This is a genomic window from Agromyces protaetiae (assembly GCF_030866785.1).
GTDB classification, from domain to species: domain Bacteria; phylum Actinomycetota; class Actinomycetes; order Actinomycetales; family Microbacteriaceae; genus Agromyces; species Agromyces silvae.
The window spans coordinates 1,037,612-1,051,304 of sequence record NZ_CP133018.1 but is presented as its reverse complement, the minus strand read 5'-3'; the positions used below and the strand labels follow the sequence as shown (position 1 = coordinate 1,051,304).

14 protein-coding genes and 1 tRNA gene are annotated in these 13,693 nt (G+C 70.1%); 8 read left to right on the top strand and 7 right to left on the bottom strand.

All coding sequences use genetic code 11. The annotated features are described in order from the left end of the window. The first annotated feature begins 24 nt into the window (after positions 1 to 24). Positions 25 to 570, top strand: coding sequence for an Lrp/AsnC family transcriptional regulator (locus QU602_RS04930; RefSeq protein ID WP_308799106.1), 546 nt, complete (start codon positions 25 to 27; stop codon positions 568 to 570). 41 nt (positions 571 to 611) lie between these two features. On the opposite strand, the gene QU602_RS04925 is transcribed toward QU602_RS04930, so the two are convergent. Next, on the bottom strand, positions 612 to 1,682 hold the full coding sequence (locus tag QU602_RS04925; RefSeq protein ID WP_308799105.1) for an ATP-dependent DNA ligase: 1,071 nt from the start codon (positions 1,680 to 1,682) through the stop codon (positions 612 to 614). Positions 1,683 to 1,804: 122 nt separating this feature from the next. Between QU602_RS04925 and QU602_RS04920 the strand changes: the two genes are divergently transcribed. The 6 genes from QU602_RS04920 to QU602_RS04895 all read left to right on the top strand — a co-directional run bounded on the left by QU602_RS04920 (position 1,805) and on the right by QU602_RS04895 (position 5,632). Then, on the top strand, positions 1,805 to 1,969 hold the full coding sequence (locus QU602_RS04920) for a hypothetical protein (protein ID WP_308799104.1): 165 nt from the start codon (positions 1,805 to 1,807) through the stop codon (positions 1,967 to 1,969). After that, positions 1,966 to 2,232 carry a hypothetical protein gene (locus tag QU602_RS04915; RefSeq protein WP_308799103.1) on the top strand — a complete coding sequence of 89 codons (267 nt, stop codon included), beginning with the start codon at positions 1,966 to 1,968 and terminating at the stop codon, positions 2,230 to 2,232. The genes QU602_RS04920 and QU602_RS04915 overlap by 4 nt, the downstream gene beginning before the upstream one ends. A 132-nt stretch (positions 2,233 to 2,364) precedes the next feature. Beyond that, on the top strand, positions 2,365 to 3,048 hold the full coding sequence (locus tag QU602_RS04910; RefSeq protein ID WP_308799102.1) for a TMEM175 family protein: 684 nt from the start codon (positions 2,365 to 2,367) through the stop codon (positions 3,046 to 3,048). A 94-nt stretch (positions 3,049 to 3,142) separates the two neighbouring features. Next, on the top strand, positions 3,143 to 4,750 hold the full coding sequence (locus QU602_RS04905; RefSeq protein ID WP_308799101.1) for a molybdopterin-dependent oxidoreductase: 1,608 nt from the start codon (positions 3,143 to 3,145) through the stop codon (positions 4,748 to 4,750). A gap of 52 nt (positions 4,751 to 4,802) precedes the next feature. Further along, entirely contained in the window at positions 4,803 to 5,288 is a 486-nt protein-coding gene (locus QU602_RS04900; RefSeq protein WP_308799100.1) for a nucleotidyltransferase domain-containing protein, read from the top strand. Next, the gene (locus tag QU602_RS04895; protein ID WP_308799099.1) at positions 5,285 to 5,632 is read left to right on the top strand and encodes a HepT-like ribonuclease domain-containing protein; all 348 of its coding nucleotides are present in this window, start codon (positions 5,285 to 5,287) and stop codon (positions 5,630 to 5,632) included. Before QU602_RS04900 ends, QU602_RS04895 begins: the two co-directional genes overlap by 4 nt. Positions 5,633 to 6,527: 895 nt before the next feature. Here the strand turns inward: QU602_RS04895 and QU602_RS04890 are convergent. From QU602_RS04890 to QU602_RS04865, 6 genes are all read right to left on the bottom strand, one after another. Then, positions 6,528 to 7,931: an LLM class flavin-dependent oxidoreductase gene (locus QU602_RS04890; RefSeq protein ID WP_308799098.1), complete on the bottom strand. Its 1,404-nt coding sequence runs from the start codon at positions 7,929 to 7,931 to the stop codon at positions 6,528 to 6,530. Then, positions 7,928 to 9,157, bottom strand: a complete 1,230-nt coding sequence (locus tag QU602_RS04885) for an acyl-CoA dehydrogenase family protein (protein WP_308799096.1) — start codon at positions 9,155 to 9,157, stop codon at positions 7,928 to 7,930. Before QU602_RS04885 ends, QU602_RS04890 begins: the two co-directional genes overlap by 4 nt. Positions 9,158 to 9,207: 50 nt before the next feature. Further along, positions 9,208 to 10,035 carry a carbohydrate ABC transporter permease gene (locus QU602_RS04880; RefSeq protein WP_308799095.1) on the bottom strand — a complete coding sequence of 276 codons (828 nt, stop codon included), beginning with the start codon at positions 10,033 to 10,035 and terminating at the stop codon, positions 9,208 to 9,210. Then, positions 10,032 to 10,985: a carbohydrate ABC transporter permease gene (locus QU602_RS04875; RefSeq protein WP_308799094.1), complete on the bottom strand. Its 954-nt coding sequence runs from the start codon at positions 10,983 to 10,985 to the stop codon at positions 10,032 to 10,034. Before QU602_RS04875 ends, QU602_RS04880 begins: the two co-directional genes overlap by 4 nt. Further along, entirely contained in the window at positions 10,982 to 12,241 is a 1,260-nt protein-coding gene (locus tag QU602_RS04870) for an ABC transporter substrate-binding protein (RefSeq protein WP_308799093.1), read from the bottom strand. The genes QU602_RS04875 and QU602_RS04870 overlap by 4 nt, the downstream gene beginning before the upstream one ends. Positions 12,242 to 12,505: 264 nt before the next feature. Then, positions 12,506 to 12,577, bottom strand: a tRNA-Arg gene (locus tag QU602_RS04865). A gap of 93 nt (positions 12,578 to 12,670) precedes the next feature. Between QU602_RS04865 and QU602_RS04860 the strand changes: the two genes are divergently transcribed. Continuing rightward, positions 12,671 to 13,690 (top strand): lactonase family protein, encoded by a 1,020-nt coding sequence (locus tag QU602_RS04860; protein ID WP_308799092.1) that lies wholly within the window; start codon positions 12,671 to 12,673, stop codon positions 13,688 to 13,690. Positions 13,691 to 13,693 lie beyond the last annotated feature (3 nt).

Genomic DNA, 13,693 nt, shown 5'->3' with positions numbered 1-13,693 from the left:
GAATGTTCGCCATGGGAGGCGCTCGTGACCGACGGACCGAAGATCAGCGCACCCCAGCTCAGCGCACCCGAGCCCAGCCCGCCCGAGCCCAGCGCGGCGCCCGCGCTCCTCGACGAGGTTGACCGGCGCATCATCGCCCTGCTCCACGAGAACGCCCGCCTCCCCAACGTCGAGCTCGCACGCTCGGTGGGCATCTCGCCGTCGACGTGTCTCGCCCGCGTGCGTTCGCTGCGCGAGCGCGGCGTGATCGTGCGCTACACCGCCGAGATCAATCCGGTCGCCCTCGGCTTCACGCTGCAGGCGCTGGTGAGCGTGCGCATCAGGCCGGGCGCACGGCACCTGATGGAGCAGATCTCCGACGAGCTGCGCCGTGAGCCCGAGGTCGCGCAGCTGTTCTTCCTCGGCGGCACCGAGGACTTCCTGATCCATGTGCGCGTGCGCGACAGCGAGCACGTGCGGCAGTTCGTGCTCAAGAACCTGTCGGCGAACCCGGCGGTCGCGCTCACCGAGACCAACCTGGTGTTCGAGCATCACTCGGCCGGGTCGGCCGGGCTCCGCGCCGTGCTCTGACGCCCGAACGCCCGACGCCCGAACGCCTAACGCCCGAACGCCTAACGCCCGCCGAGCGGCAGGATCGCGCCGAGGTCGACGTCGGTGGGCTGCTCGAGCTGCTCGTAGGTGCAGGTCTCGGGGTCGCGGTCGGTCCGCCACCGGCGGAACTGCGCCGTATGCCGGAATCGGTCGCCCTCCATGTGGTCGTACGCGACCTCGAGCACGCGCTCGGGCCGGAGCGGCACGAAGGAGAGGTTCTTGCCGGCGCTCCACCGGCTGACCGCACCGGGCATGCGCGTCGACGCGTGCGCCTCCTGGTCGGCCCATTCGCCCCACGGGTGCGACGACAGGTCGGTCGCGATCAGCGGCTCGAGTTCGTCGACGAGCGCCTTCCGCTTCGCCATCGGGAACGACGCGGCGACGCCCACGTGGTGCAGTCGACCGTCGTCGCCGTAGAGCCCGAGCAGCAGCGAGCCGACGACGTCGCCCGACTTGTGCCAGCGGAACCCGGCGAGCACGCAATCCGCGGTGCGCTCGTGCTTGATCTTGAACATGGTCCGCTTGTCGGGCTGATACGTGCCGTCGAGCGGCTTGGCCACGACCCCGTCGAGTCCTGCGCCCTCGAACCGCGTGAACCAGTCGGCCGCTTCGTCGAGGTCGCTGGTCGCGGGCGTCACGAACACCGGGTCGGATGCTTCGGCGAGCGCCTGCTCGAGGAGGCGCCGCCGTTCGGAGAAGGGATGCCCTGTCAGATCGTCGTCGCCGAGCGCGAGCAGGTCGAAGGCGACGAAGGAGGCGGGGGTCTCGCCGGCGAGGAGCTTCACCCGGCTCGCCGCCGGGTGGATGCGCTGCTGCAGCGCGTCGAAGTCGAGACGCCCCTCGCGGACGAGGATGATCTCGCCGTCGACGACGCACCGATCCGGCAGGTTCGCCCGCAACGACTCGACGAGCTCGGGGAAGTACCTCGTCATCGGACGCTCGTTGCGGCTGCCGAGCTCGACCTCGTCGCCGTCCTTGAACACGATGGTCCGGAAGCCGTCCCATTTCGGCTCGATGTGGCCCACGTCGGGGATCGTCTTGACCGACTTCGAGAGCATCGGCGCGACGGGGGGCATCACCGGCAGGTCCATGCGTCCATCGGTAGCAGCGCGGGACGGTTGGGTCAATCCCATGCCCCCTTGCGGGGGCCATGCGTACTGTCGATGTTGGGCACGTCAGACGCTGTGCGAGCCCATGAACAGAAGGAGCGACGATGACCTCACCTGACCCCCAGGATCCGGCGGCGGCCGACGAACTCGACGAGGCGGTCCGCGCATCCGAACAGCATCGACTCGCTGAAGAGGACGCCGACCCGGACGAAGACGTCGTGGTGCGCGACCCCGAGTCGGGCGCACTGCACGAGGAGCGGGCGCAATGACCACGATCCTGGAGCCCCCGGCCCCCGAACGCCACACCCTGCGGGCCCTCCCGCCCATCGGCGTGTGGTGGCCGATGCTCGAACGCCCGCTGCAGCGCGAGGTGCTCGAGAACCCGAACGCCCCGCTGCGCGCGTTCGTCGTGCGTCGCATCATGGAGCTGTGCGAGCTGGACGACCGTCCGATGCCGCGCGGCACGTTCCGGCTCACCGAGAACGAGCGCGCGTACCTCGCCGGCTGGACCCATTCCGTCGATTGGGACTGACGGTCGACCAGACCGTCCGCGGGTCGGCAGCGACCCCCGCCTCGAAGCGCCGGCACCCCGGAATCGTCCGGGACACCGGCGCTTCGGCGCGTCACCGGTGCTCGAGCGGCGGACCCGGGCACACTCGGGATCGTGAGCGATACGAAGACGCCCCGTTCGCCCTACGACCGCGACAGCGTCGAGTTCGCGCGCGCGTTCACGTTCTTCGATGCGGTCTACGCGTTCGCGCTCACGCTGCTGATCGTGAACATCGATCCGCCCGAGGCATCCGACTGGAGCGACCCGTGGACGTGGCTCGCCAGCGGACTGGGCTGGCAACTGTTCGGCTTCCTCGTGAGCTTCGTCGTGATCGCGGTGTTCTGGCGGACCAATCACCGGCTGAGCTCGGGGTTCATCGCGATGACCCCCGGGACGATCACCGCCAACGTCGTCGCGCTCGCCTTCATCGTCTTCATCCCGTTCTCGACCCAGGGCATCAGTGACCCCGAGACGGGCGACCAGCCGCTCGCCGTCGCGGTCTACGCCGTGAACATCGCCGCGGCGGTCTGCGCGCAGTCCGCGATCTTCCTCGTCGCACGCCGCGACCGGGTGATCGCCGATCCGCTCCCCCGCCGCGCCGACACCATCCGCCTGCTCGACACCGCCACCACACCGCTCATCTTCCTGCTGTCCATCGTCGTCGCGTACACCTTGGGCGCGGACTGGGCACGGATCACCTGGGGGCTGCTGCTCGTCGTCGGCCCGATCAGCGGACGCATCGCCGATCGCGCGATCGCGCGCATCGTCGCCGAGGACGCGGCCGCCCGGAACCGGTAGACCCGGCGCCCCGCCGGCACACGACCAATCCGTCACCGTCTCCGCACCGAATACCGGATGAGCGCGGCGCGGGTCGCGGGTGCGGAGGAGGAGCATGGCGCGACCGGAGGTCCGCCGGAGGCGGAGATTCCTGGGGTGGGCCGCTCTGGCCGGGGTGATCGGCGCGGCCGTGTTCCTCGCGATGGCGGAACTCGTCGCCCTCGTCGTCGCGCGTGAGGGCAGCCCGATCCTCGCGGTCGGTGCGTTCGTGATCGACATCGTGCCGCAGCCGTTCAAGGAGTTCGCGATCGCGACGTTCGGCGAGTACGACAAGATCGCGCTCCTCGCCGGGTTGGGACTCGGGGCGTTCATCGCCGCCGCGATCACGGGCGTGCTGCAGTTCATGAAGCCGCCGTCGGGGCTCGTGCTCCTCGGGGTCGCGGGCGTCGCCTCGACGGCCGCGATCGTGACGCGGGCGGGTGCGACGGGCCTGGCGTGGGCGCCGCCCGTCGTCGGGACGATCGCCGGATGCCTCGTGCTCACGCTCCTCGTCACGCGGCTCCGCCGCTGGGCCGCGGCCGACCCGGCCCGCATGGCCGACCCGGGCCGCCCGGCCGAACCCGTCGAATCCGCCGGCCCCGTCGAATCCGCCGGCCTGGACCGCCGCGGCTTCTTCCTCGTCGCCGCGATCGCCGGGGCATCCGCGCTCGTCGTCGGGATCGGCGCCCGCGCCGTCAATGTGGCGACCTCGTCGATCGAGGCGGTACGCAACGCCCTGCGGCTGCCGGCGGCCCGCACGACCGTGCCGATCCCCACCGGAGCCGAGCTGCAGGTGCCCGGCATCTCGCCACTGTTCACGCCCAACGCGGACTTCTACCGCGTCGACACCGCGCTGACCGTCCCGTCGGTCGATCCCGGCACGTGGCGGCTCGTGATCGACGGCATGGTCGACGAGCGGGTCGAACTCGACTTCGACGAGCTCGTCGGCATGGGACTCGACGAGTTCGTCATCACCCTGACCTGCGTCTCGAACGAGGTCGGCGGCGGCCTCGTGGGCAACGCGACGTGGCTCGGCGTGCCGGTCAGGGACGTGCTGAGCCTCGCCCGGCCGCAGCCGGGCGCCGACATGGTGCTGTCGCGCAGCGTCGACGGATTCACGGCGAGCACGCCGCTCGAATCGCTGACCGACGAGGGCACCGACGCCATCCTCGCGGTCGCGATGAACGGCGAGCCGCTGCCGTTCGAGCACGGCTTCCCCGTGCGGATGGTCGTCCCGGGTCTCTACGGGTACGTCTCGGCGACGAAGTGGCTGACCGAGTTGAAGGTGACCACCTTCGACGCCGACGAGGCGTACTGGACGCCGCGCGGCTACAGCGCGAAGGCGCCCATCAAGTTCTCCTCGCGCGTCGACACCCCGAAGAGCGGCCGACCCGTTCAGGCCGGAACCGTGCCGATCGCCGGGGTCGCGTGGGCGCAGACGGTCGGCATCGACCGCGTCGAGGTGAGCATCGACGACGGCGAGTGGCAACCGGCGACGCTGTCGACGCCGATCAACGACGACACCTGGGTGCAGTGGGTGCTCGAGTGGGATGCCGAGCCCGGCACCCACTACGTCGCGGTGCGCGCGGTGAACCGGGCCGGCGAGACGCAGATCCAGGAGCGGGCGCCGATCGCCCCCGACGGCTCATCCGGCTGGCAGCGCACGCTCATCACCGTCACCTGACGGCCGCCTCGGCCCCGCAACGCCGGCGTGCAGGCCTGATAGCATGTGCTATATGCACGAAAGCCCGCTCGAACAGGTGCTGCGGGAAGCCACGCAGCGCGCCGACGCGCTGCACGCGGAATCCCGCCGAATCCTGGTCGAGTCCGCTCGCGCCGGTGCGAGCGCCGGGCTCTCGCAACGTCAGATCGCCGCTGCGATGGGGCGCAGCCAGCCCGAGGTCTCGCGACTGCTCCGCTTCCATGGCCGTTCGCCTCTGGCTCGATCGCTCGAACGATATCGCTCTGCCGTGCTCAGCCGCCTCGCACGTTCGGGTGCGCACCATGTGCGCGTCTTCGGCAGCGTCAGCAGGGGTGAGGACGGACCCACGTCCGACATCGACCTGCTCGTCGATTTCAGCACCCCGCCGAGCCTGTTCGAGCTCGCCGAGCTCGAGGCCGACCTGAGCGACCTCATCGGCGCAAAGGTCGACGTCGTCGCCGCACACGATCTCCGAGCCAACCTCGCGCCACGCGTGCTCGCCGAAGCGGTTCCGCTGTGAGCCGCAGCGACGCCGAGCTGCTCAGCGATGCGCTCGAGCACCTCGCCACCCTGCACCGCCACCTCGAACGCGCCGACCTCGACGACGCAACCGTCGCGGATGCCGTGAGCCTTCGGCTGGCCTCCGCGATCGAGGCGCTCGCTGCGACCTCTGATGAGGTACGAGCACGTGTCAGCGGCGGCCGGTGGCACGTCATCTGGGCGACTCGAAACCGCATCGCGCACGGCTACGCCGGCATCGACCACGCAATCATCCGGGCCACCGTCGAGCGCGACCTTCCGGCGCTCGAGGCCGCGCTTCGGCGAGAGGTCCAGCAAGCGCTGCCGGATCGACCGCGCAGCTGACCTGCGGTTGGGCCACGCTTGAACACGCGTCGGCTACCGGCGGTCGTCACACGCCTGAGCATCGGATACGACGCGTCCGAGCGATACGAGGGCTGATCTCCCCGAGTCACCCGACGGCCGCGGCCGCCGGTTCGCGCAGGTTGGCGCCGCTGCGGCAGCGGGCTGCCGGATGCCGCTCGGGAAGCCGCGCACCTTCGCCGAAGATGCGTTCACGGAGGGTCTCCCCCGGCACGTACGCCTCACGGATGCGCCCGCGTCGCCGCAGCTCGGGCGTGACGAGATCGCCGATCAGGCCAACCTTTCAGTATACTGGGACAATCCCTCGCAGCCAAACATTGCTATATATATTGAGGCATTGTCAGTAATCGGCTTTGCTCCTCCGAAGGGGAACGATGTCGAGATCATCGAGCCAGGCGGAACTATATGGGGCATATACCTTCAAGCTGGTCATCGGTGGCGTGGAAGTTCAGAGGCCTACGTACTGCGCGCGGACCATCCATACGAGTGCGACGACGTATGGTGATGGTGTATGTGGCATGTAGTTAGTTGAGAAGTCGGCGCGTACATGGAAACCTCGTCAAGACGATCTAACCCGTGGGGCACTGCTCTTCTCGCGAGTCTCGCGGGTCTGGTCGTGGCCATCGTGCTTGCTGGGCTACTGGCTCCCGCTTGGCTTTTCGTGGCGCTTGCTTTTTGTGTCTTCAATGTGCTCCGCCAAGTCGACGGAATAGCACGTCACGGACTGAGTGTGGCTGCAGTCATCCTTCTTGCCATCAACGGGGTGGCAATCGCTTTCATAATCACCTGGTTTCTTGTTGGCGCCGGGAACGGTCGTTGACGTTCGTGCTCGAGCGCCGCGAGGAACTCATTCAGATCTGCGTATCCGGCGGGTACCCTATTCCCCGCGCCCGGCGGCCGCGGCCGCCGGTTCGCGCAGGTTGGCGCCGCCGCGGTAGCGGGCTGCCGGATGCCGCTCGGGAAGCCGCGCGCCTTCGCCGAAGATGCGTTCACGGAGGGTCTCGCCCGGCACGTACGCCTCGCGCATGCGCCCGCGTCGCCGCAGCTCGGGCGTGACGAGCTCGCCGAAGTCGCGGATCGTGTCGTACGAGTGGTACTGCCGCAGGTTGATGCCGTCGATGCCGTCCTCATCGAGCCAGCGCTCGATCGTGTCGGCCACCTGCTCGGGCGTGCCGACCGCGAGGAAGCGAGCATCCCAGGCTTCGTCGACTCCCGCGCGGAACGCGCCGACCGTGAGCTCGAGCGGCAGCCCGCCCTCCGCGATCACGTCGTGACGCCCTTCCGCGACGAGCGCCTCGCGGATGGTGATCGACGGGTCGTGCTCGAGCGGGTGGAACGGCACGCTCATGTGCACGAACGACCCCTCGGCGTCGCGGAACGCGCGATAGTGCTCGTACTTCTCGCGCGCCTCGGCCTCGGTGCGGCCGACGATCACGGTCGCCATGACGAGATAGCGGGTGTCGTCCGCACGCCGGCCGGCCTCGACAGCGGCCTCGCGGATCGCCGCGATGTTCCGTTCGAGCGCGCCGGCGGGCCGGTCGGCCGTGAACAGCACCTCGGCGTGCTTGGCCGCGAACGCGGTGCCGGCCTTCGACGCGGACGCCTGGAACAGCACGGGAGTACGTTGCCGCGACGGCTCCGACAGATGCGGGCCGGCCACCCGGAAGAACTCACCTTCGTGATCGATGCGGCGCACCTTGGCGGGGTCGGCGTAGCGATCGCCCTCGCGGTCGACCTCGATCGCGTCATCGTCCCACGAGCCTTCCCAGAGCTTGTAGAGCACGTCGAGGTACTCCTCCGCGATCCGGTAGCGCTCGTCGTGCGGGATCTGCTCCGCGAGCCCGAAGTTCCGGGCCGCGTTCGGCAGGTAGCTCGTGACGATGTTCCAGCCGACCCGGCCGTCGGTGAGGTGGTCGAGCGTCGACATGCGGCGCGCGAACGCGAACGGCGGCTCGTAGGTCGTCGAGAACGTCACGCCGAACCCGAGGTGCTCGGTCACGGCCGCCATCGCCGGGATGACGAGCATCGGATCGTTGTTCGGGATCTGCAGGCCGCGCTGCACCGCGGGCGCGAAGTCGTCGTCGTACACGTCGTACGCACCGACGACATCGGCGAGGAACACCGCGTCGAAGCCGCCGGCCTCCGCGATCCTCGCCAGTTCGGTCCAGTACTCGATGCTCGAGTACCGGTCGCGCTGGTTCCCGGGAAGGCGCCACAGGCCGTGTGTGATGTGACCGGGCGTGTTCATCTCGAACACGTTGACGATGAGTCGCTTGGTCATGCGCGGGCCTCGGCCTTCGGGGTCTCGGCGTTCGGGGTCTCGGCGTTCGCCGTCTTCCCGGCGGCGGTGCCGGCGGTCACCGCCCAGCCGGGCGGCGTACCATTCAGTTCCCAGTCGCCGACCGCACGCTGCCGGTGGACGGCAGGATTGTGCGTCGCGACGGTGCGCGCGTTCCGCCAGTGCCGGTCGAGTGCGAGCTCGGAGTCGACCGCTGAGGCGCCGCCCACCTCGAAGAGCCGGGACGCCGCGTTCACCACGGTCGGGAGCACGGTCTGCTGCGCGCGGTACACGTCGAGCTGGGCCCGCGTGAAGGCGTCCGGGTCGCCGCGCCCGTCGAGGTACGCGTCGAGGGCCCGGTCGAGCGACCGGGCTGCCTCGAGCGTGACGGCGCGGACTGCGAAGGCATCGGCCGAGAGCTCCCCGACGATGGACTGGACGAGCGGATGCTCCCGCGGCAGCGCCTCGCCCGCATAGCCGAAGATGCGGCGACGCGGCTGCACATAAGCGACCGCGTCGTCGACGACGGCACGGCCGATGCCCGCGACGACGGCGAGGAGCACCAGTTGGAAGAACCCCATGAGATACGGATGCCGGAAGCCGTCGTGGTCCGCCGAGTAGGGCCGTACGTCCGACGGGTCCACGGCGACCTCGGAGAACGTCGTCGTGCCGCTGCCGGTGAGCCGCTGGCCGAACCCCCGCCAGTCGTCGATGGACTCGACGCCGCGGTCGCGGGTCGCGACGAGCACCTGCACGTCCTCGTCGCCGTGCCGTGCGGAGAGGTCGATCCAGTCCGCGTAGATGCTGCCCGTCGTGTAGTACTTGCGGCCGTTCAGGCGCAGGCCGTCGCCGTCGTCGGAGAGCGTGGTCGCGAGGTCCGAGGTGGCGGTCAGCTCAGATTGGGCGTTGCCCACGAGCGACCCCGAGAGCACCCGGCGGTACCAGATCGCGCGCCGCTCCTCGTCCGGCTCGAAGAACTGCTGCTCGATCACCGCGAGGTGCCCCCGGAAGACGTGCGCGATGTTCGAGTCGGCCGCCGCGAGCGTGATCAGCTGATCGGTGAGGTCGGCGAGCGACGCGCCGGCGCCGCCGGCCGAAGCCGGCACCCGGGCGGCCGGAAGCCCAGACGCGAGCACTTCGGCGACGAGTTCGCGCGGCAGCTCACGCGACCGGTCGCGTTCCGCGGCGCCGGCACGGATCCGTTCGAGCAGCTCGGGCGAGAGTGACATGAGGACTCCTGGTTCGATGGGCACCGGCGGCCTCCGGCCACCGTGAGCGGTCATTTGACGGCGCCGAGCGCCAGCCCGCTGATGAGGCGTTTCTGGGAGATGAGGAAGACGAGGAGGAGCGGCAGGGAGGTGATGACCGCGAGCGCCATGAGGCTGTTCCACTCGGTCGAGTAGACCGAGCTCTGCTGCGCGAGCAGTCCGCTGACCGGCAGCACGACGCCCTGCGGCAGGAAGTTGATGGCGTACACGAACTCACCCCAGACCGAGATGAACACGATCGCGAGCACCGTCACGATGCCGTTCCCGAGCATCGGGACGGCGACGCTGCGGAAGGTCTGCCAGCGCCCCGCACCGTCGAGCTCCGCAGCCTCGTAGACCTCGGGCGGGATGGCGAGCACGAACGGGCGCAGCAGCATGATCGCGAACGGCAGCAGCAGCGCGATGTCGGCGAGGATCAGCCCGCCGAGCGATCCGAGCAGTCCCCACGACGCGAGCACGCTGTAGAGCGGGATGACGGTCATGGGCTGCGGCACCATCTGCAGCACCAGCAGCGCCGCGAGCACGACGGCGATCACGATGCTCCACCGCCGGTTGATGCGACGCGCGAGCGCGAACGCGGCGGGCACGGCGAGCAGCAGCACGACCGCCGTCACGACGACCGCGATCTGCAGTGAGGTCAGGATCGCCCCGACGCCGTCGCCGACGACGTCGGCATACGTGTCGAGGGTCGGCGCGAAGACGATGCCGTTCGGGTCCTTGAGCACCTGCTGCTGCGTCTTCAGCGAGGTGAGGACGACCCAGAGCAGCGGCACCAGGTAGATCAGACCGAGGGCGATCGCGATGACCCGGAACCAGCGGCGCGTGCGGCGCGAGATCACGACGCCGCCTCCTCTCGGCGGACCGCGCGGACGTACGGCACGGCGAACAGCGCGACCGCGAGCATCGCGATGAGCGCGACCGTGGCGCCCTCGCTCATCTGGAAGTCGTTGAACGCGAGCTGGTACGACAGCACGGGCAGCGTCGTCGTCGTCGTGCCGGGGCCGCCCTGCGTCGTGACGTAGAAGAAGTCGAAGCTCTTGAACGCGTACAGCACCGTCAGGATGGCGAGGATGCCGAGCGTCGGCCGCAGCAGCGGCAGCACGATCTTGACCTGCGTGCGCCAGAAGCCGGCACCGTCGAGCGCGGCGGCCTCGAGCAGCTCGGGCGAGACGGCGAGCAGACCGCCGCGGATGACGAGGATCGAGAAGGGCAGCGCCGCCCACGCGATGATCGCCGCGACCGAGAACAGGGCGAGGTCGGGCGAGCTGAGCCAGGAGACCGTGGGCAGGCCGAGCGCGGCGATCGCGGTGTTGATCGGGCCCGAGTCGTCGAGCAGGAACTTCCAGGTGCTGCCCGACACGATGGGCGGCAGCGCCCAGACGAAGACGAGGAGCGCGAGCACCGCCTCGGTGATCCGGCCGCCCGCCGAGAGCACGGAGGCCGCGAAGAACCCGATGACGAAGTTCGAGGCGAGCAGCACGACGGCGACCACGAGCGTGCGCCACACCGCCGCCCAGAGTTCCGCGTCGGCCAGCGCGGCGGCGAAGTTCTGGGGACCGACCGCCGGCCAGTCGCCGATGATGTTCGACGGTCCGACATCGCTCAGCGACATCCGCACCAGCACGATGAGCGGATAGATCGCGAGCCCGGCGAGCAGGCCGGCGGCCGGGACGAGGAACCAGATCGGCGTCCTCGTGACCAGCCGGCGCACCGCACCGGGCCTCGGACGCACCGGCGGGGGCGCGGTAGCGCCCCCCGCCGTGTCGTCCTTCGTGAGTGCGAGGGTCACGAGCAGGTCCCGCCGCCGTCCTCGATCGCGGCCGCGATGTCCGCGGTGGCCGTGGCGCTCGCCTCGGCCGCGGACGTCTGCCCTGACCAGACGCTGCTGATCGCCTTGCCGAGCGCGGTCTGGATGCTCGCCGTGTTCTCATTGTTGGGCCACGACGCCGCGGTCTGGGCGGCGGCGACGAAGGGCTGCACCTCGGTGTTCTCCTCGATGATCGGCAGCTCCGAGACATCCGCTCGCACCGGGATCGAGCCGGCCGCCTCGAAGATCGCCTCGCCCGCATCTGAGCTGAGCACCGCCTGCTCCAGGAACTTCCACGCGAGATCCTTGTGCTCCGACTTCGAGCCGATGGCGAAGCCCTCGCCACCCGGGTAGACGATGCTCTCGCCGCCCGCCGGCGCCGGGTACTGCGCGGTGCCCCAGGCGAAGTCGACGTCCGCGGCGTTGCCGAGGTTCCAGTTGCCGTTGATGCCGAACGCGAACTCGCCGGTCGCGAACTGCTGCCACGCATCGGTCTGATCCCACGTGGCCGTCGCCTGCGGCGTCGAGCCCGCCTTGGCCCAGGACTCGGCACGCGCGAACGCCGCCTCGACCTCCGGGCCCTCGAAGGTGCAGTAGTCGACGCCGAGCCCGAGCAGCTGCGGGGCGAAGAGCCAGGCCCCCTCGACCGACGGGGCGCCTGAAAGCGCGAGTCCCTTGTACCGGCCGTCGGCCGCAATCGTCGCGAGGTCCTCGGTCAGCTCGTCGAGCGTCGCGGGCGGGGCGTCGATGCCGACCTCGGCCAGGATGTCGGCGTTGTAGTACAGCCCGATCAGGTTGGTGAACGGCAGCAGGTTGTAGACCTTGTCGTCGGTGCGCCACGCCGCCGCCTCGGGGTACTGCGCCGAGTCGGCGTACGCGTCCCAGTACTCGGTGAGGTCCGCGGTGACCTCGCCGGCCACGAGCGTCGGGTAGTCGACGACGATGTTGTTGATGAACAGGTCGGGGGTCGACCCCGTCGCGACCGAGGCGAGCAGCTTCTGGTCCTGCTGGTCGCCGACCGTCTGGACGATGTCGATCGTCACGCCCGGGTTGTCCGCCTCGAACTGATCGACCTGCGCGGCCAGCCAGTCGGCCTGGGTCCCGTTGTAATAGCTCCAGAAGGTCAGTCGCGTGCCCTCGCCGTCGTCGCCGCCCTGCGAGCTGATCGCGCAGCCGCTGAGCAGGAGCGTGGCGGCCGCGCCTGCGGCCAGGGTGCGGATCGTGCGGGACGCGGGCATGTGGGAGTCCTCTCGATGACGAGCCTGGGGTCGGTTCGTCCGAGGAGACTACGAGAGGTCGTGGGGCCGTCGTTCGCGCCGCCGCAACACCCCGACACATCGGTCACACGACGCAACATGGGGTGCCGGCATCCCACCTGAGGGGCCGTTTCGTGACGATCCGTGACACGCACGGCCGCACATGACCTGCCCCGGTCCCGGCGATCGCCGGACCGCACGCACGTGCCCACGATCGGTGCCGCGTCTCGCGCACGACTCCCAAGGTGCCCCTGGAGGGACTCGAACCCCCAACCCTCTCCTTAGGACGGAGCTGCTCTTCCATTGAGCTACAGAGGCTGGCCGGGGACGAGTCTACCGGCTCGCGATAGCCTGGCCGTCGGCCCGGACTCCGTGTGGAGAACCGGTGCACCATCGATGAGGAGCGAGGGCATGACGGAGACGACGAGGTTCTGGATCGGCGCATCGACGCTCGGCGAGCTGGGCTCGGCAGCCCGAGGCATCCGCCCCCTCGATGTGGACGCGTCCGGCGCGGCCGTCCTCGGGGAGCCCGTGGATGTCGGCCCGAACCCCATGTTCCTCGCGCGCGACGCGCGCGACCGGCTCGCCGTCGCGCACGAGCTCGACGATGGGCAGGTCTCGACCTGGCAGGTCGACGGCGATGCGCTGCACGCCGTCGCCCCGCGGTCGGCGACGGGATCGGCGCTGACCTGCCACGTCGCGTTCGACGCCGACGGCAGCCGCGTCTTCGCCGCGGACTACCTCGGCGGCCGGCTCGCGGTGCACGACGCCTCGACCGGCGCATTGCTCGCGGCGTTCGACTTCGAGGGCGACGGCCCGAGGTCCGACCGGCAGGCATCGCCGCATGCGCACCAGGCGGTGCTCGACCGCGCGCGGTCGCGGCTGCTCGTCTGCGACCTCGGAGCGGACCGCATCCGGGTCATCCGGTTCGCGCCGACCGGCGAGCCCACCTACGACCCAGCCGACGATCTCGTGCTGCACGGCGGCGCCGGCCCGCGCCACCTCGTCGTCTCAGGCGATCTCGCGGTCGTCGCGAACGAGCTCGATCGCACGGCGAGCCTCGTCGACCTGATCTCGGGCGCCGAGCTTCAGGTGGTGCCGATCGGGCCTGACGTCACGCCCCGCGGGTTGGGCGCTTCCGCGATCGCGCTCACGCGGGCGGGCACGGTCCTGATCGGCGACCGTGATCTCGACGGCGTGCAGGCGCTGCGACTGGATGCCTCGGCGCGGACGCTCTCCCACGTCGCGTCGCTCGTGACGGGCGGGGCGCATCCCCGCGATCTCGAGCTGACGGACGACGAGCGGCACCTCGTGGTGGCCGATCAGGCATCGGATTCGATCGCGGTGGTCGCGCTCGATGAGCTGGGCGTGCCGACGCACGTCGTCACGACGGTCGCCACACCGGCTCCGGCGTGCGTCGCGCGCGGCTGACGC

Bases quoted from the DNA above. Each gene is read 5' to 3' on its own strand.
- QU602_RS04915 (WP_308799103.1), top strand. From the start codon at position 1,966: ATGACCACGATCCTGGAGCCCCCGGCCCCCGAACGCCACACCCTGCGG.
- QU602_RS04925 (WP_308799105.1), bottom strand. From the start codon at position 1,682: ATGGACCTGCCGGTGATGCCCCCCGTCGCGCCGATGCTCTCGAAGTCG.
- QU602_RS04870 (WP_308799093.1), bottom strand. From the start codon at position 12,241: ATGCCCGCGTCCCGCACGATCCGCACCCTGGCCGCAGGCGCGGCCGCC.
- QU602_RS04900 (WP_308799100.1), top strand. From the start codon at position 4,803: ATGCACGAAAGCCCGCTCGAACAGGTGCTGCGGGAAGCCACGCAGCGC.
- QU602_RS04890 (WP_308799098.1), bottom strand. From the start codon at position 7,931: ATGACCAAGCGACTCATCGTCAACGTGTTCGAGATGAACACGCCCGGT.
- QU602_RS04885 (WP_308799096.1), bottom strand. From the start codon at position 9,157: ATGTCACTCTCGCCCGAGCTGCTCGAACGGATCCGTGCCGGCGCCGCG.
- QU602_RS04920 (WP_308799104.1), top strand. From the start codon at position 1,805: ATGACCTCACCTGACCCCCAGGATCCGGCGGCGGCCGACGAACTCGAC.
- QU602_RS04860 (WP_308799092.1), top strand. From the start codon at position 12,671: ATGACGGAGACGACGAGGTTCTGGATCGGCGCATCGACGCTCGGCGAG.
- QU602_RS04905 (WP_308799101.1), top strand. From the start codon at position 3,143: ATGGCGCGACCGGAGGTCCGCCGGAGGCGGAGATTCCTGGGGTGGGCC.